Here is a 16,837-nt window from a genome sequence, read left to right on the forward strand (position 1 = left end):
AGAGAGGTATTATCCCTCTCTTAATTTTATCTATTTTCCCCTACTATCTTCATTTTCTAAAAGATATATCTTTTCTGTTAAACATTTAATAATTAAAAACCATATACCAGCTGTTATTAGTATTATTACTGCTGAAGCAATAATCTCTTCTTGCACTGTCCATTTAACATCCAAATTGTCCCAGTTACTTACAACCAATACTGTTATTGTAGCAAATAGAGGAGTGATGTATACGGTTTTTTCAAATGCATTTAGCCAACCTTTTAATCTGCCTATTTCTTTGTGATTTTTGATTCTATCACCTCCTTGTAAGTTTATACATGGAATATAACATATTATATTTAAAAATCAAGGGTAACTCATTCAGTAGTATTTCAATAATAACAAAGAAAAAGAACCCATACATTACACACAAGCTTTATTTCTAAATGTACATATATAATAAAGGAAGGTCTTAAAAACCTATACTTTGACTTAATATAAATTATACACTCTTTATTAGCCCGTGCCGCCCAAAATTAATAAATGCCTAAGTACCTGTCGTGTATCTTTCTTGCATAGCTTTCATGTTGAGAACCTAAACTTGATGATATTCTTTCCCACTTCGCCCCATCAATATACCTCATTTCAAAAACTTGTCTTGTTCGACTATCAGGAATACTAGCTATCTATATTTCTATTTCAAGCTTTAACTTTGATGAATCGTCATATCTTTTACTTAAAACCTCGTATAGTTGTCTGGTATTTTCATCATCAAAAACTACACCTTCAATATTTAGGTGTAGTAAATTGTAGGGATATTCAGTATTAGAACCCATTACTTTATCATGTTTAATTTCTGATTTTTCTACTTCTAATCTCTTCTCTAATTTTAAAATCTCACGTTTTAAGTCCCGATATTGGACAAGTTTTTCTCTATTCATAATTAATCTCCTTTTATACATCTATTATTTGAATCAGTTCATAAAAATAAAAACACCGTACATTTAAAATCAAATAGCACGGTGTTTTTATAAAATTTTCATATTAAATTTAACTTTATTTAACTAATTTAAGTATTGGAGTTGTCGGCTTTTTATTATATTTCTGAAAAAATTCATCACTTAATCCCAATAAATCTATAACTCTTCTTTCACCAATTTCAAATTCTGAAATCAATTCATCAATTTCTAACACATCATTATTAACTAATAATTCTATTGCATCTTCAAAAAAAGTTGAACTTTCTTTTTCTAGTTCGTCATCAAAGGGCTCTTTTTTCCGCCACCCTTTTCTACTTAAAGTAATGAACATATTTCTTTTTTGATTCTCATCTATTATATTTAAATATTCTAATCTCATTATGATAGCTGCTAATGACACTTTCCATTTCTTTTTAATCTCTAATAAAGCACTAATATCAATGCTATATATATCCTTAACAAATCCTTCATCCGGCAATAAAAAAGTACTAGCAAAATAGTTTGCATCTTCTTCAATTTGTTTATAATCATATTTCTCTTCTTGCTCTAGAGAAGAATGTAATATAATGTGCCCTAGCTCATGTGCCAAACTAAATCTATCTCGTACACAATTTCCTCTATTAGTATTTATAAAAACCATTGATGTTTCGCCACTTATTAATGAAAATCCATCTGTACCTTTGTGCTCCGTTTCTATTTTACTTATTAAAATTCCATTTCTCAACATTTCATCATACAAGTTATTAATTGGCTTTTTACCTAATCCCCATAATTCTCTAGTCTCTTCCGCAATTTTATCTATATAGCCTTTATCATATCCTCTTTCCAGTCCAACGGCTTCTTCTTTTGCATCTAATCGAGGTAATTTTAATTTCGGAAAATCTATATATTTTTCCAATTCTTTATATATTTTATAAAATTGATTGAACTTTTGGAAATAGATACTTTCAACCCTAACATCTACTCTAGAGCTTCTAAAAAAAATAGGTGAAGTATTCAACTGATTTAATTCATACCTACTATTCTTTAAAAAATATTCATAAGGAAATTCTAAAACTTCAGCTATTTTTTTTAAATTTTTTATAGAAATATTAGTTTTATTTAATTCATAATTGGAGATTGCTTGCCTTGTTAAACCTCCAGCTTTTGATGCCAACTCACTCATTGTATATCCTTTAGAAAGTCTTGCATTCCTTAGTCTCAATGAATTAATTTTTACATTATAATTATCCACTTATATCACTCTTTATTTTTAATAATTTCGAAGCACTTATTTTCTTTTTAACCTCGTCTTTTAAATTCACAGCATTATCATTGTTTATGTTATCATTATTTACTGAATCAATTTCTAGATATTTATTCAAATTTTCAGAATCCAGACTACGACTATATGTATAATCAGGAATAGTTAGATTTATGTTGCTAATTATTACAGCATTTTCTACTATTTCTAATTCATATATTATATTCCCATAGTATTTTCCTTCGGTTTGAATATCTGGATATATTTCTGGCATAAATAGTTGCCCTTCTAACTGCAAATTTTTCTGAGAATGCATTTTTTTATAACTAGATATATTTAATAGTCCATTCTCAGTTTTATGACCTATATTAATTGTTAGATTATCTAAATAGACAAAAATTATATCATAATTTCCACAGTTTTTCATTACACGTGTTTTATAATTCAATATTTTTGGTGTATTTGAACTTTTAAATTCTTCTTCTAAAAGAGCGTGAAAATAGAATTTTGCAGCTTCCAACTTTTTGCTAGGTAAATTTTCATTTATTTTATCTATAAATTCATTATTAATTTTCCTTTTTACTGTATCAAATCTCTTAATTATAGATCTTTTTATTGAGTTTTCTATACCTAAACTATTTATTATATTTACACTTGACATATAACACCTCTTTCTACATTTAATTGATTTATTCTTGTAAATCATTATACAATAATAATGTAGTAGTGTCAATTGCGTATACCATACTATTTATTTTTCAAAGTCCAATGTTGCGATAGTTTAAGTTCTCTACAAATTTCTTATGTTAATCTTTTCATCCTCTACACTAATTAATTCTATCTCTACTCTTGGATTTTCTTTATCATATAAAACTCTGCAATTATCGTGACTAACCAAAATATTGCAGTTGTCGTCCTCAATTACCTCTGCTTTAACTAATATGTCACATGTGGCCGACAATAAATTCACCAAATCAACCTTATGTTTAGCTGGCATATAATAAATACAGGCAAGGTTATATTTGCCATTTAAGTTCTTTTTATACTTGCCTGTAATCTGTGCTAGGCAGTCTTTCTCATATTGCATATATTGTTTTGACGGCGCAATAAATGCTCTATTCCCACGCTTAAATATTTGACTACTGTTTTTCTTTGTAATTGGTTTTCCATAAAGTATTAGTTTCAAATTTACTACCTCACAAAATCACTAATATCAATATCTTCATCCTCTAAATCCTTAAATAGTGCCTCTCTTTTCTTTTTGGCCAAGTCCTCTAAATAACCATCCGGATAATCGTCAGATAGCTGTTTAAAATTATTAAATTTGTTTTTAGGTTCGCTAAATTTAGAGTTAGTTTTACCCTTACTCTTCCAGTTTTCAAGTATGCCTTTAACATAGGACAAGTTGTTTTTATTATTCTCAACAGCTATTTTAAAAGCCTCTTCAATCCACTGAACGCTGTAGCTTTTAGATATATCAACTAGACTTTCTGCAATCAAAGAGTTTATAGTGCCAAATCCTGACTTTTCGTAAATGCTTGCAACCTCCACAAGTTTTTCATCTCTGGGAACACTATTGTTATTATTTATCTTATCTTTTCTTATCTTATCTTTCCTTATCTTGCTATCGTTTGGTGATGGGGTGGCTATAGCCTTGCCATTTTTATCTTTGGCATTTGTTATGTCCTTGCTATTATCCTTGTTTTTCCATCTAGCTTCCGCACCTTTTTTCCCTGCTTCTGAAAGTTTTTTTGATTTACTATCTTTTATTTCCATTCTTCGTAGAAAGCTTTCGGAGTAGAAGTACTTACCATCTTCGGTAAAGACAAATAACCCAAAATCTTCAACTACTTGTTTGACTATAGAAGCATCAACACGAAGGTCAAAGGCTATAGAATTATAATCTTTGACACTCATGTAACCCGGTTCTTCTCTCAGTCTTTCTAAAATCATGAAGTAAACCCCATAACCTTCAGCACCAAATTTCATTCTTACAGGTATTAATTTATCTGAATTCCTTGCATTGCTGTCGTGGGAAAAGTAATTTGGTATGTTAGCCATTTTCCCACCTCCCTAACATATATACACAGGCTTCCCTGTTGCTTTTTGTATTTCTTCTTTTATAAATTTCTCGTCTGAATTGTTGTCAGACAAGTGCATAATATAAATCTCTTTAGTTCTTGATAAATCACAGCTCTTTAAAAATGTTAAGGCTGTTTCTAAACTCATGTGATTTTCTTTTATTCTCTTTCTTAGTCCAGGATGTAATCTATTATCATTTATTACTTCTTTTACATAATTAACCTCAAGCATAATGTAATCTATTACTTTAAATTGGTATTTAGAATACATGGTGTCTGTTATAAATAATAAAGTTTCACCACTTTTTACACTATCTATTAGAAATCCACATGGCTCATAAGCATCATGTACTACTTGAAAAGGTTTAATGAAATAATTTCCAACCCTCTTTGTAGTATAGTTAACTTGTTGAGTACAATTCATTCTTGGATCTTCCCAGTGTCCTCTAAAAATTTTTACATTATGTCCACTTATATTTAATGCTTCAGCTGTCCCTGCTGTCATATAACAATCTATGCCAAGCTTCATTAAATCCTTTACAGCCTTAGCATGGTCTATATGCTCATGAGTAACTAAACACCCTTCAATATCTGAAAAATCAAAGCTTAGTTTTTTCTTTATCTCATTTATGGTGATACCACACTCAATTAAGAGTGCAGTTTCACCATCACTTACTTTGTAGCAGTTACCTTTACTTCCACTGCTTAGAACTTCTATTTTCATGTTATCAACTCCTTAAAATGGAGCTTTTATATTTTCATAATCTTTAACATCCATCTGCCCATCAAGTACTTCTCCTGTTTCTGTATCTACATTTACAACTTCATCTTCGCCTATAGGTAATTCAATAACTTCTTTATCTTCTATAGGAAGTACTGTTTTATTGGCATTATTATTAATAGTGGCTCTTATTTGGATGTCCTCTTCATCCTTAATAGCATCTTGCATTTCTATTGAAAGAACTCCGTATTTACCTAATAAGCGTCTTACTACAGTTTTTAAACCCATACCATCAAACTCTGTCTGCCAAGGTGAATATTTACTATTAAATGATGGGCTATATTTTCTTCCATATTCTTCAATTTCTTCTTTACTCATATATAAAGCTTTTTCAAATCCGTTTATTAGTTTAAAGTAACAGAAATAACCTAATACCTGATTAGATTCTTTTTTACCTTTTATAGCAAAAGTTCCCGTTAGGTAATCTTCTTCAAGTTCCATACCCTCATATATAATGCCTGCATTAAGATTTTTATATTGACCGGTTCTCATTGCTAATTGAATGTAACCTTTATATCCTATTGTAAAAGTAGGTTTATTTTTATAAGGAACTATATAAGCAAATCCTAATGTTTTATTAATTGGTAATTTTAATGTTGCTGCTTTTAACGCTTCCATAGCTACATCATTTGGATCACACTTATATAAACTTCCTTGTGGATCAGAATATAAATCTATTAAACTTGACATAAAAGGTCCTGCATTTTCTTTTAAGGCATTTCTAAACATCCCTTTAAGTTCTCCGTTTAGAAGTCCTTTCATATTATTTTGAGCTACTACTATTTGATTGTTCATATTTGCTATATTTGTCATTTTTATTCCTCCTAATTTTTATTCAAATCTATCTATATATTTATGCTATAATCACACTAAGGAGCGTGATTTAATGTCCAACAAAATAATTATCAAAGAATCTACCTTAGAAGCCATTTCAAGCTTTCTTGCCCAACATGTTTCAACCCATAATAAAATCACACGTATTTTTGAAAAAGCACGTTTTTCATATATATGTCCTAAAGATCAAGGTTATAATATGAAAGAAAGGATATATAATACTTTCGCTTTTGAAATAATTTGAAATAAATAGAACTCATGATGTAAAGCGCTTTTTTAATGTTTTATTTGATATTATTGATCCTGTAAATACAAATGACCAAGTTGAATATGACAACCTTCTCTATCAAATTAATACGATTTTCGCTCATAATGGAATTAGATTAAGTTATGAGAATAACACACCCAAAATTCATTTAATAAAGGCAGCTAAAAACATTTCAGATGCTAAGAAAAAATCAAACGACCTAAAATCTATCATTGAATCTAGATCTTTGCATCCTGTTTTACTTAATTTTATTGGTGAAGAATTGCTTCAAAAAAATTATTTTCATGCTGTCTTAGAAGCCACCAAAAGCATATATAAAAGAATACAAAAACTTACTTTATTAAAATTAGATGGAACTCGTTTAATTGAAGTTGCACTATCTACAAATAATCCTTACCTAATTATTAATAATCTGTCCTCAGAGTCAGAAATTAACGAACAAAAAGGATTTGTAAAATTATTATCCGGCATTACTTCTATGTTTAGGAATCCAACTGCGCATGAACCAAAGATCGAATGGACCGTTTCTAAAGAAGATGCTATTGATTTATTTACTATTATTTCATTCGCTCATCGTAAGTTGGATCAGGTCCAAGTTGTTCAACAAGCTTAACATCATCGTAATAATTACTCTCTCTAAATAATCTGTCACTATGCTGTGATAGATTATTCCTTATTTCATTTTTATCTTCAATTAAAATTCCTTCATCATTAACTACGATTAACTTACAATTATATGCTTCTAATACTGATTTTATAAGTTCACTTACTATATCTACATCTTTCATTTTATCTTCAACTCCTTATCTTCACTTACTACAAGCCTTACTATTTGACTATCTATGTCTATAAGCTAATTAACTGATTCTGCGTTATCTACAAATACCGGTGCATAGATGTCATAGTGTTCTGAAAGAGTATTTATAATATCAAGTCCTGCATTTATTTTTCCTGCATTGTTTACGTCGTTATAAGGCACTCCTTTTACTGTCGCATCACATATACTTCATTGATTCCGCCGTTTACTTGCTTTTCAAAAAGCTTGAATTCTACAAAGTTAAACTTCTTATTTATCTCTGTGCTTATAAGCTCACTTTTTATCTTTATATATTCATCACACAAATTTAGTATTTTTTCTGCTTCAAGTATTATCTTTGCAAGTTCTTTCTGCCTTGTTTCATACTCTTTTATCTTCTTTTCAGCATTTTCATTTACTTCCTTGTATGCAAGCTTTGAGTTAATTTCATCAAGTTCAGTTTGTAGTTTTGATTTCTTTTCAAGTAATTCATCATTATTTTTACTACTTTCTGCATTTTTACGTCGTTCTTTTAAATCAGCTATTTCTTCATCAATTTCCCCTACTCGTTCAGGATAAGGTACTGATCTATACTCTATTTTGTCTATTCGTTCTAAATCTGTTAAATCTAATTCATATCGTTCAAGATTGCTTTGAAGAAGTTTCTTTCCCTCTTCAAAGTTTTCAATCTCATCCTTAAGCTTATTGGCTTTTATAACAATCTTCTCAAGTTTATTTGACTTCTCAGTATTGTATTTTTCTAAAGCCTCTTTTTTCATCTCTGCCGGTAATTTTTGATTACATATTGGGCAAATATCAGAACCTTCATAATATTGATTAGCTATGTCCTCATATTCTGTGGCCAATCTTTTAACAGATTCTTTATATTCTGTTATTTGACTTTCTCGGAATTCTATATCTTTTTTAAGAGTTCCTATGCCTCTTTGGAGTTCATTCCTTTTCTCTTCTATTTCTCTATTTTTAGCTTCAACACTTGCTCTATTATTTCTGTTCTTTTCGTCAATTTCATTTTTAAGTTCTATCTGCTCTGTTATTAACTCACTCATCTTTTCGTTAATAGCTTTTAATGCTCCAGTATTATCGCCTAAAGATATTTCCTTATCTATTTGTTCAATTGATGGAATATTATTAAACTCTAATGTTTCAAAGTCTATATCTTTAATACTTTTGTACAATTCATCTATTCGAACCGGAAGTTCTTTTATTTCCTTATCAGCTTTTTTATAAGTAGCTTTGTTCATTGCCTGCAACTCTTCAATGGTGTAATTTTCTAAATCCAAGTTTTTAATATCTTTGTTTACTTTAATAATTTCTTCATCTAAAACTTCATCAGATATAGCTAAAAGTATTTCTCTTCGCTTTTTCTTATCTAAATCAACACTGAAGTGTCTCGGATTTGATATTAGCTTAAAGGTTTCTTCGTCTACTACAGATGAAATTATTTTTTTATATTCTGTTGCACCCTTAGGAGCGCCATTAACAAAGTGGTCTGTAGTGTTTCCTCTAAATGTTTCTTCTGAGGATCCTCTCTTAGTTCCCCAATCTTCTTTATATTCCTTCCTAAAAGTCATTTCCTTATTGTTAAATAGAAAAGTTCCTTCAACAATATGCTCAATATTTCTTATTGTTTCCCCATTTTTATCAATGGTCTTTATATTAAAGTTTGTATTATTTAAGCTATCCTTATTAAAGAGTAGCCAACTATACGCATCAAATATTGTGGTCTTCCCTGTTGCATTAGCACCAAATATATTAGTAACATCATCTTTAAAATCTATTTCAAGGTCTTTAATACCTTTAAAGTTCTGTAGTTTAAGTTTTAATAATTTAATTTTCATAGCTACCCCCTTAAAATGGTCTATCTATAATGTTTATAGCTGATATTGAGTTTTCTAATATTCCAACTAATACATCTTCAAGAAGGCTTTCAGGATTACTGTAATAACTTTTTAAGTAAGGCTTTACTAAATCCTTTAAATCAGATATTTTACACTGATTAATTTCGTATCTTTGAAACTCGTCAAATACTTCAAATAACTTACCGTCTATGCTTTTATAAACCTCTACTATTTCCTGTCTTCCGATTATTTTTATTCCGTTCATATTCAAACCTCCGTATTTATGGTATAATTACCATAGAAATATTTTTCTAAGTCCTTTAAATCGCGGTCTAGGCATTTGAGGACTTTTTTATTTATAACTTTCATATTCCCACCATATTTTCTAAACCTATCAAAGCACCATTTATAGCTATAAAACTAAGAATGACATGTGCAAATATTATAAACACTGCTTTTAAAAAATTTTTGATATTCCATACCGGCTTATCATCAATAAATAACCATCCTCTTTTTATAAAGTATTTTGTGTCTTTTACTTTTCTCCTTCTAACTTCCATCATGCACCTCTTACGCTTGTAACATCTTTTCTTCTTAAAAAGTTTTCGAAAGCTTCTTTTTCTACTAAAAACTTCCTTCCGTCTCCGCCTGTGATTATCGGGCAATCTTCATGATGTAAAATTCTATAAGTGTCTGATTTATTCAATCCATAATTTTCCATAATATCTTTAGAATTATCATTTTTTCTTCACTCATTTATCCCACCTCACTTTTCACAACAAAATAATGATAATATTGCTCCTACAAGTTCTTTGCCTTCCTTTTTACACTTTTCCCAAGTTGGAAGTTCATGTTCCTCTATTACTCCATCGCTTACTATGTCCAAGGCTTCATCTACAATTAATGCAAAATCTTTCTTTTCCTTACATACGCTTAAAAATGCTCCTTCAAGACTTCTTATTTTTATCTTTGGTAAAGTTCCTATCCTGTCTATATGTGCTAAGTGTTTATATCCCAATGATGTATCGTTGTAGATTTTTGCCATTTCTTTTACCATATTTTCATTTGGAACTGTTATATCCAATTCATAGGCCCGCAAAGTTTTTGATGTTATGTTTAATAGTTCTGCAGCTTTTTCCTGCGTAATTCCTCTTTTCTCTCTTGCCAGTTGATATATTTCTTTCCACTCTCCTAACCTCTTTTAATTAAATATTTAGTCATTCTTAATTGGAATCCCTACCTTAATCTCATACAGCTTTATATCATCCATAGAAATTAAAATATGTGTATGAGGATGATAATTATCTTCTAGATATTTGATTAATGGTTTACATAATTTTTCTAACTCTTCCATTTTTTCCTTATCCATACTTCTCCCCTCCTTTATTCATAAATATAGGTACTTTCCAGTTCTGTTAATACGTGGTGCAAATAGTTATAATGTGTTTAGTTAAGTTTTGTTAAAGATATCAAACTGAACATTTTGTACTTTTATTGAGTGAAAAAATTTCTTCTATCGGCGCCTGAAACACATCAGCTATATCTTGTGCTACCTTTAAAGACGGCGTTCTCTCGTTATTTTCTAAGAAACCAATGTATTTTGGAGTAACTTTAACTAGATTAGCTAGTTGGAGTTGCGATAATCCACTCTTTTTTCTTAACTCTTTTTTCTTAACTCTTTTAACTTACTCATTTCATCACCTCTTTTTATTTAATCTCTTATATGTACATATTGTACAGCACAAAACGTACAATGTCAATTGTTATTTTTTAACTTTTTTAATATAATATGTATGTACACAGAGTACACTTAAAGGGAGGAATTGTTTTGTTTGGAAATAGATTATCCGAATTGAGAAAAAATGCTAATTTAACTCAAAAAGAATTGGCGGAAAAATTTGATTTAACACCTAAAGCAATTTCTTTCTATGAATTAGGACAGAGAGAGCCTGATTTTGATACTGTAGTAAAACTTGCGGATTTTTTCGGAGTAACAACCGACTACTTATTAGGTAAATCCTCTCACCCTCAATTAACTAGACGTAATGAGTTAGATATTGAAAAAGATTTAGAGGATATGAAAAAACAGCTTGAGGAAGGGACTTTAAGAATGGATTTAGGTGGTGAACCTATTGATGAGGAGATAATGCAGTTTATTATCGAAAACATGGAAAACACTTTAATTCTTGCAAAACTCAAAGCTAAAGAAAAGTTTACGCCTAAGAAGTATAAGAAGTAAAGTGGTGATTAAAATCAATTACAAAGACAAAAACAACATAGAAAAATTTTTAATTTATAGAGATAAACAAATTTCAAAATTAGAAATGCTTATTAAAGAGTGGACAGAATTAGAAAATAAATATAAACAAAGTGTTTTACTCTCTTATTGGCTTGACGATTATGAAAGTTTTTTACGCAATGAAGATAAATTTAAGAAAAAGAAAAAATACTTTACATATAAAAGAGGACAAGTATTATTTATTAATTTTGGCTATAGAATAGGACATGAATTAAGTGGAAACCACTATGCTGTGGTTATAACTTCTACAGATTCTCCTTTTAATGGAAATATTACCGTAGTACCTTTAATTTCTAAAAAAAATTCTACCATAAGATACAACCAAGTAGATTTAGGAAATTGTATTGTTGAAAGCTTATCAAATAAAGCTAATACTGAAAAAAATAGTATCGCACATAAAATAGAAAACTTAACTATATTTATAGACAATACAAAACCATTATTTGATAAAATAGATGAAATTTTACATTCTAATCAAGATGATAAAATAGAATATTTTAATATTATATTGAACGAAATATCTCCCCAAATTGAAACTTATAAAGAGTTTTTCCCTTCTTTAAAAAAAATAGATTTCAATACTGTATCCCCAATTAGTTCATTAGGGCTTATACTAAAAGATGAGCTTAAATACTTGATACTATTAATTCTTTAAAAAATGAACTTGATACTTTTGATAAACGCGTTATTCTTAGTAAAAAATTATAAAAGGGAAGCATTGCTTCTGTTGACCAAATATCAACAATCAGTAAAATGAGAATATTAGATCCAACTAGAAATACAGACCGTTTATCTAAAATTAAAATTTCTAATAATTATCTTGATAAAATTTCCGACAAAATTAAAGAACTTTATCTACCATAAATTACAATTGACAATTATCTCTTTATTTTATATAATTGTGTTACAAAAGTCCTATAGGGACTGCTCTTAGGAGCCGATTAGATTTTGCCTTAAGTGGCTAAAAGAGAGATACTTGTAATAGGTATCTCTCTTTTCTTTTATTATAAGTAGGTGGTTTTATGCAGGTATCTAAGATAAGGTCAATAGTTAAAAAGTTGGTACATAAACATAGAACTATTGATCCTTTTAAAATTTGTGAATTAGAAGACTATGTATTAGTCAAAATTCCAATGCCTGAAAAATTGAGAGGATATACCTCTTTAAAAAAAAGAATTAATGTTATATATATTATATAGTAACCTTTCAGAAGAAATACAAAGACAAACTTGCGCCCATGAACTTGGACACATTAAGTGTATGCATAGAGATAATATAGCTTATACCTCTACTAACACTTTGTTTGTCACGGATAAACAAGAAAATGATGCTAATATTTTTTTATGCTATCTATTTCTATCTGAATATACTAAGACAGAACTTATGGAACTCACAAAAAAACAGATAGCTAATATGATTGGTGTAGAAGAAAGAGTTGTAAATTTATTATAGTTTTTTTATTTTTTAGTTTGCGAAGAACGTAAGTTCTTATAAAACACATTACTTTATTTAATCAAAGGAGGAATTATATGAATGTTATAGATATCAAACTATCTCATTTACATATTAATAAGTGGAGAAATTTAAATGATTTAGATATAAAAATAGGAGAACGAATAACTCTTATTTCAGGACATAATGGAATCGGAAAATCAAATATATTAGCTTTGTTAGCATCAACTTCTGGCAGTTCTAAAAAAGGATTAAATCTAAAGTCTAATTTACAACCAGAAATTTATGATTTTTTCTACATTGATCCTGATGAAATGGACAAAGATTATAAGGCTTATACACGCTATACAGCAATCCTTGAAAACGGAGATAAATATGTCTTTACCAAAAGAATGAGGTTGAAAAATGATATCAAAGATCGTAATATTATTAGAATAATACCTGAAACTCACAAATATCCATTAGATTCAGAGAAATCTATTAAACATTTCCAAGATGAAGTAAAAGAAAAACTTAATGGTTTTGTTGGAGCAGAAGGAAGAGTCCCAATCCCCACTATTTTGTTAAGTTTGTCAAGACTTCTTCCTTTAGGTGAAAGTGGAGCAAGCTATGACTCTATAAGAAAAGATGCTAGTATCTATGAAAATGATCTAAATAGCAAATATAAAACTTGGTATAATTCAGTTTTGCCAGGTTCAATTATCGATGATGACTTTGTTAGAGTTAGAAAAGAAAAAACTAATAAAGAAATTCACACTATGAAAATTTATAATACTGTACCTTTAACAATTTCTGTTGGACAAGATAATTTAACTAATATAATCCATACATTAACTGAGTTTTATACTCTCAAGAAAATTGATATAAATTATATTGGAGGAATTTTATTCATTGATGAGATTGATGTTTCATTGCATCCTGACGCTCAAATAAGGCTTGTTAATTTATTGATTACAATTGCCGACGAACTAAATTTGCAAATTATAATAAGTTCTCATTCTCTTACTATAATTAGTGAAATATCTAAAAAGATGAAGAAAAACCCGAATCTTTACAATATTGTTTATATTAAAGATTTAAATGCTCCTAAAGTCACGAAATTCAATGATTATAGATCTATAAAAACGGATTTATTTGAAAATATTACCGGAACTTTAAAACCAAAAATTAAAATTTATTTTGAAGATGAAATGGGAGCAAAAGTTTTTGATTTTCTTATTAATGCGTATAGACAATTAGAACAAAGTCCAAGTATTTCCATTAAAGAAAAGATTAAAAAACTGAATTCCGATTTTGAAAACATTGATATCATTGAAGCTCATATTGGCTGTGACACAGCTAAAAGCTTAGTTGAGGCAGATGAATATTTTAAAAATGTTTTGTTTGTTTTAGATGGAGATGCTCAAATAAAAAAAGATTTAAAAGAAAAAAAGAACTTTTCTAGAGGTAAAAAAACATATAATGAATTTCTTCAGAAAGAACCTACCGAATCACGGTATTCATCTTTCAAAGATATAAATAATATTATTTATCTTCCATCATATTATCCTCCTGAATTTTTCCTTTATAAGATAGCTTACACATATGCAATGGATCCACTAGAGCCGAATCATCAAGCTTTTTGGAGAGGAATTGAACTCGTTACTTCAAAAAATTATACTACTCAAACCGTTAGGAAAGAACTTAAAGTTTCATAGTTTATGAACGAAAAAAATGATTTGAAAATAGATAACTTAAAAGGTCAAATTGCTGAATTTCTAATTGAATTTTTCACTGATACTGAACTTTTAACAGATTATTTCAGTAAAGATAGTAATTTCGAACTTTTAATTTCTTTCTTCAAAGAGTACAATAAAAAAATCAAGTTCCTTAAAGATCGAAATTACTCTAAATTCTTTTAGAGTAATATTCTATTCATTGCCATATACATCATATATAATTATATTGAGGTGAAAATTATGCCTAGAACTTTATCTCCTCTAAGGTATCCTGGAGGAAAAACAAAGCTTTATAAATATACAAAAAATTTAATAGAAAAAAATAATCTTTCAAATTGCATTTATATAGAAGGATTTGCAGGTGGATCAGGGCTGGTCTTAGAGTTGTTAGCCAATAATGTTGTAGATAAACTACTTTTAAATGATATTGATAAATCTATATATGTACTTTGGAAAACAATATTAAATAATCCTAAACCACTTATCGAACTTATTAACACTATAAATATTACAGTTGATGAATGGTACAAGCAAAGAAAGATTCAAGATAATAAAGACTTAAGTCAAAATGAAGTTGAGTTAGCTTTTTCAACCTTGTTTTTAAATAGAACTAATAGATCTGGCATTATATATGCTGGTCCTATAGGAGGATATGAACAAAAAGGTAAATACAAAATTGATTGCCGATTTAATAAAGATAGTATTATAGAAAAGATTAATTATATTCATTCTATGAAAGATAATATTGAGTTTTATAATTATGACGCTGAACTATTTATTGATAAAATAATTAAAGAAATAAAAGAACCTTTTTTCTGTTTCTTTGATCCGCCTTATTTTAAAAAAGGTCAAAGCCTATATGTTAATTTTTATAATTATGATGATCATAGTTCTTTGGCCAATAAAATATCTAGTTTAAATAACAATTGGATCGTAACATATGATAATGAAGATGAAATAAAGCAACTCTATTCAAAGTTTAAACAAAAAAACTTTAATCTAAACTATAGTGCTGGAACAAATAGAGTTGGTACCGAATTAATGATTTATTCAGATTCTATAAAAACAATTAATTTTCAATAATAAAATTTAAAATCAATAAAAAGTCTACTCCAATAAAATAAAGTAGACTTTTTTAACAAATATTAAAGAACGTATGTATAGAACTTACATTCTACTAAAAGGAAGTGATTAATATGGATACCTCAAAAAATAAAACTAAAAAGAGACGTGGATATGGCGAGGGTAGCTATACAAATAAAAATGGTAGATGGATATTAACAGTAAGTCTTGGTAGAGATAAAAAAGGAAATCGAATAAGAATGTCAGCTTCCGGAAAAAACAAAGGTGAAGCTAAAGAAAAGTTACAAAAGAAACTTGAAGAAACAGATTTCGAAAAATTATCACAAGAAAAATATACTGTAAAAGAATGGGCGGAAAAATGGCTGGAGTTATATAAAAAAGATAAAATTAATAGTACCAGTTATATAACTTATGAACATCAAATTAGAAATCATTTTATAAAACCACTCACTTGGAAGTATATTGCTCACTGAACTAACCACAGAAGACTTACAGCTACTTTTTAATGAAATGGATAGAGAGTATTCAAGAGACACAGTAAAAGCGTTAAAACGAAAATAAGCTCTTGTTTAAAAAAGCTGTTGAACTTGGATATATAGATCGTAATCCTTGCGTTGGTACAGAACTAAGTAAGATTAAAGGACGAACTGTTAGAGCTTTAACAAAAGAACAGCAAAAGAAGTTTATAAAACGTTGTGAAAAAGAGGAATATGCTAATATATTTATATTTCTTATTGCTACTGGTATGCGTATAGGTGAAGCTTTAGGACTTACTTGGGACTGTGTTAATTTAAAAGAAAAGACTGTTGAGATAAAACAGATAATGATTGAAGAAAGAGGAAATCCAAAACTCCAATCTTATCCTAAGACAGAATCAAGTTTTAGGGAATTACCACTAAGTGATGTTGCTTATGATATAATAAAAACAAGAAAAAAATTAAATGACAAGAGAAACAATATCTTTAATTTGGTATTTTACTCAAGTACTTTTAACTTTAGAACTACTGCAAACTTAAGAAGATATTTTGATAGACTTGTATTGGAAAGCGGTATAGAAGAAAATATAACACCACATATGTTGAGACACACATTTGCTACTCGCCTACTTGAGCAAGGTTGTGATGTTAAAACCATCTCTTCCCTACTTGGTCATGCAAAAGTATCAACTACACTAGATATATACTGATGTACTAATGTCGCATAAAAAAGATGTCTTTGAAAAATTTGATGTTTTTAAAAATGACATATTTTTGGCAACCTGCTATCGCAGGGCTGTATATATCAACAGATGCATCAAAATATTTAAATTCAATGTATAGAAATCTTATAGATAGCTTGGTTACTCAAACACAGTAAATCAAGCCTTTTTTCTTTTCCCTTTATTCCCATTAATTTTGGATAATCATACTGATTCAATTTAATGCCACTTAAATACTATCTCAAATGATACTTTTATTTTAT

The 16,837-nt window shown here is 28.7% G+C and carries 27 protein-coding genes and 1 pseudogene; 12 read left to right on the forward strand and 16 right to left on the reverse strand.

Annotated elements, in window-relative coordinates; all coding sequences use genetic code 11:
* Positions 1-286 (forward strand): hypothetical protein (locus EF514_RS10870; protein ID WP_205666370.1); only part of this gene is annotated, 286 nt, incomplete at its 5' end.
* Positions 287-668: 382 nt separating this feature from the next.
* Here the strand turns inward: EF514_RS10870 and EF514_RS04470 are convergent.
* From EF514_RS04470 to EF514_RS04500, 7 genes are all read right to left on the reverse strand, one after another.
* A complete protein-coding gene (locus EF514_RS04470) occupies positions 669-923 on the reverse strand; it encodes a hypothetical protein (protein WP_127724237.1) in 255 nt (84 codons plus the stop codon).
* Between the two features lie 115 nt (positions 924-1,038).
* Positions 1,039-2,196 carry an ImmA/IrrE family metallo-endopeptidase gene (locus EF514_RS04475; protein WP_127724238.1) on the reverse strand — a complete coding sequence of 386 codons (1,158 nt, stop codon included), beginning with the start codon at positions 2,194-2,196 and terminating at the stop codon, positions 1,039-1,041.
* Positions 2,189-2,866, reverse strand: coding sequence for a hypothetical protein (locus EF514_RS04480; RefSeq protein ID WP_127724239.1), 678 nt, complete (start codon positions 2,864-2,866; stop codon positions 2,189-2,191). Before EF514_RS04480 ends, EF514_RS04475 begins: the two co-directional genes overlap by 8 nt.
* Before the next feature lie 129 nt (positions 2,867-2,995).
* On the reverse strand, positions 2,996-3,391 hold the full coding sequence (locus EF514_RS04485; protein ID WP_127724240.1) for a RusA family crossover junction endodeoxyribonuclease: 396 nt from the start codon (positions 3,389-3,391) through the stop codon (positions 2,996-2,998).
* 5 nt (positions 3,392-3,396) lie between these two features.
* The gene (locus EF514_RS04490; protein ID WP_127724241.1) at positions 3,397-4,266 is read right to left on the reverse strand and encodes a Lin1244/Lin1753 domain-containing protein; all 870 of its coding nucleotides are present in this window, start codon (positions 4,264-4,266) and stop codon (positions 3,397-3,399) included.
* A gap of 12 nt (positions 4,267-4,278) precedes the next feature.
* Entirely contained in the window at positions 4,279-5,010 is a 732-nt protein-coding gene (locus tag EF514_RS04495) for an MBL fold metallo-hydrolase (protein WP_127724242.1), read from the reverse strand.
* Positions 5,011-5,022: 12 nt separating this feature from the next.
* Positions 5,023-5,880, reverse strand: a complete 858-nt coding sequence (locus tag EF514_RS04500; protein WP_240649004.1) for a recombinase RecT — start codon at positions 5,878-5,880, stop codon at positions 5,023-5,025.
* A gap of 73 nt (positions 5,881-5,953) precedes the next feature.
* On the opposite strand from EF514_RS04500, the gene EF514_RS04505 reads away from it, so the two are divergent.
* Entirely contained in the window at positions 5,954-6,145 is a 192-nt protein-coding gene (locus EF514_RS04505) for a hypothetical protein (RefSeq protein ID WP_127724243.1), read from the forward strand.
* Between the two features lie 286 nt (positions 6,146-6,431).
* Positions 6,432-6,782, forward strand: coding sequence for a TIGR02391 family protein (locus EF514_RS11030; RefSeq protein WP_420836571.1), 351 nt, complete (start codon positions 6,432-6,434; stop codon positions 6,780-6,782).
* Here EF514_RS11030 and EF514_RS04515 read toward each other — a convergent pair.
* From EF514_RS04515 to EF514_RS10910, 9 genes and pseudogenes are all read right to left on the reverse strand, one after another.
* Positions 6,727-6,957, reverse strand: a complete 231-nt coding sequence (locus tag EF514_RS04515; RefSeq protein WP_127724244.1) for a hypothetical protein — start codon at positions 6,955-6,957, stop codon at positions 6,727-6,729. The genes EF514_RS11030 and EF514_RS04515 overlap by 56 nt on opposite strands.
* A gap of 65 nt (positions 6,958-7,022) precedes the next feature.
* A complete protein-coding gene (locus EF514_RS10980) occupies positions 7,023-7,148 on the reverse strand; it encodes a hypothetical protein (protein WP_276317174.1) in 126 nt (41 codons plus the stop codon).
* Between the two features lie 5 nt (positions 7,149-7,153).
* Positions 7,154-8,824 (reverse strand): AAA family ATPase, encoded by a 1,671-nt coding sequence (locus EF514_RS04520; RefSeq protein WP_127724245.1) that lies wholly within the window; start codon positions 8,822-8,824, stop codon positions 7,154-7,156.
* 10 nt (positions 8,825-8,834) lie between these two features.
* The gene (locus EF514_RS04525) at positions 8,835-9,089 is read right to left on the reverse strand and encodes a hypothetical protein (protein WP_127724246.1); all 255 of its coding nucleotides are present in this window, start codon (positions 9,087-9,089) and stop codon (positions 8,835-8,837) included.
* A gap of 100 nt (positions 9,090-9,189) precedes the next feature.
* Positions 9,190-9,384, reverse strand: a complete 195-nt coding sequence (locus EF514_RS04530; protein WP_127724247.1) for a hypothetical protein — start codon at positions 9,382-9,384, stop codon at positions 9,190-9,192.
* The gene (locus EF514_RS10785) at positions 9,384-9,545 is read right to left on the reverse strand and encodes a hypothetical protein (protein ID WP_164845543.1); all 162 of its coding nucleotides are present in this window, start codon (positions 9,543-9,545) and stop codon (positions 9,384-9,386) included. Before EF514_RS10785 ends, EF514_RS04530 begins: the two co-directional genes overlap by 1 nt.
* Before the next feature lie 45 nt (positions 9,546-9,590).
* Positions 9,591-10,001, reverse strand: coding sequence for a helix-turn-helix domain-containing protein (locus EF514_RS04535; RefSeq protein WP_127724248.1), 411 nt, complete (start codon positions 9,999-10,001; stop codon positions 9,591-9,593).
* A gap of 36 nt (positions 10,002-10,037) precedes the next feature.
* Positions 10,038-10,193 carry a hypothetical protein gene (locus tag EF514_RS10790; RefSeq protein ID WP_164845544.1) on the reverse strand — a complete coding sequence of 52 codons (156 nt, stop codon included), beginning with the start codon at positions 10,191-10,193 and terminating at the stop codon, positions 10,038-10,040.
* A 100-nt stretch (positions 10,194-10,293) separates the two neighbouring features.
* Positions 10,294-10,479 (reverse strand): annotated as a pseudogene (locus EF514_RS10910) (helix-turn-helix transcriptional regulator); the annotation flags it as partial.
* 173 nt (positions 10,480-10,652) lie between these two features.
* On the opposite strand from EF514_RS10910, the gene EF514_RS04545 reads away from it, so the two are divergent.
* The 9 genes from EF514_RS04545 to EF514_RS04580 all read left to right on the forward strand — a co-directional run bounded on the left by EF514_RS04545 (position 10,653) and on the right by EF514_RS04580 (position 16,562).
* On the forward strand, positions 10,653-11,063 hold the full coding sequence (locus tag EF514_RS04545; protein WP_127724249.1) for a helix-turn-helix domain-containing protein: 411 nt from the start codon (positions 10,653-10,655) through the stop codon (positions 11,061-11,063).
* A 4-nt stretch (positions 11,064-11,067) separates the two neighbouring features.
* Positions 11,068-11,778, forward strand: a complete 711-nt coding sequence (locus EF514_RS04550; protein ID WP_127724250.1) for a type II toxin-antitoxin system PemK/MazF family toxin — start codon at positions 11,068-11,070, stop codon at positions 11,776-11,778.
* Positions 11,779-12,145: 367 nt separating this feature from the next.
* On the forward strand, positions 12,146-12,322 hold the full coding sequence (locus tag EF514_RS10795) for a hypothetical protein (protein WP_164845545.1): 177 nt from the start codon (positions 12,146-12,148) through the stop codon (positions 12,320-12,322).
* Complete coding sequence (locus tag EF514_RS11035) at positions 12,303-12,575, forward strand: ImmA/IrrE family metallo-endopeptidase (RefSeq protein ID WP_127724251.1); 273 nt, start codon at positions 12,303-12,305, stop codon at positions 12,573-12,575. Before EF514_RS10795 ends, EF514_RS11035 begins: the two co-directional genes overlap by 20 nt.
* 77 nt (positions 12,576-12,652) lie before the next feature.
* Positions 12,653-14,272 (forward strand): AAA family ATPase, encoded by a 1,620-nt coding sequence (locus EF514_RS04560; protein WP_127724252.1) that lies wholly within the window; start codon positions 12,653-12,655, stop codon positions 14,270-14,272.
* 3 nt (positions 14,273-14,275) lie between these two features.
* Positions 14,276-14,476: a hypothetical protein gene (locus EF514_RS04565; protein WP_127724253.1), complete on the forward strand. Its 201-nt coding sequence runs from the start codon at positions 14,276-14,278 to the stop codon at positions 14,474-14,476.
* 57 nt (positions 14,477-14,533) lie between these two features.
* On the forward strand, positions 14,534-15,376 hold the full coding sequence (locus EF514_RS04570; RefSeq protein WP_127724254.1) for a DNA adenine methylase: 843 nt from the start codon (positions 14,534-14,536) through the stop codon (positions 15,374-15,376).
* A gap of 113 nt (positions 15,377-15,489) precedes the next feature.
* A complete protein-coding gene (locus EF514_RS04575; protein WP_127724255.1) occupies positions 15,490-15,849 on the forward strand; it encodes a tyrosine-type recombinase/integrase in 360 nt (119 codons plus the stop codon).
* A gap of 92 nt (positions 15,850-15,941) precedes the next feature.
* Positions 15,942-16,562, forward strand: coding sequence for a tyrosine-type recombinase/integrase (locus EF514_RS04580; RefSeq protein WP_127724256.1), 621 nt, complete (start codon positions 15,942-15,944; stop codon positions 16,560-16,562).
* The last annotated feature ends 275 nt before the right edge of the window (positions 16,563-16,837 follow it).

It is taken from the genome of Anaerosphaera multitolerans, from assembly GCF_004006535.1.
Classification (GTDB): Bacteria; Bacillota; Clostridia; order Tissierellales; family Peptoniphilaceae; genus Anaerosphaera; species Anaerosphaera multitolerans.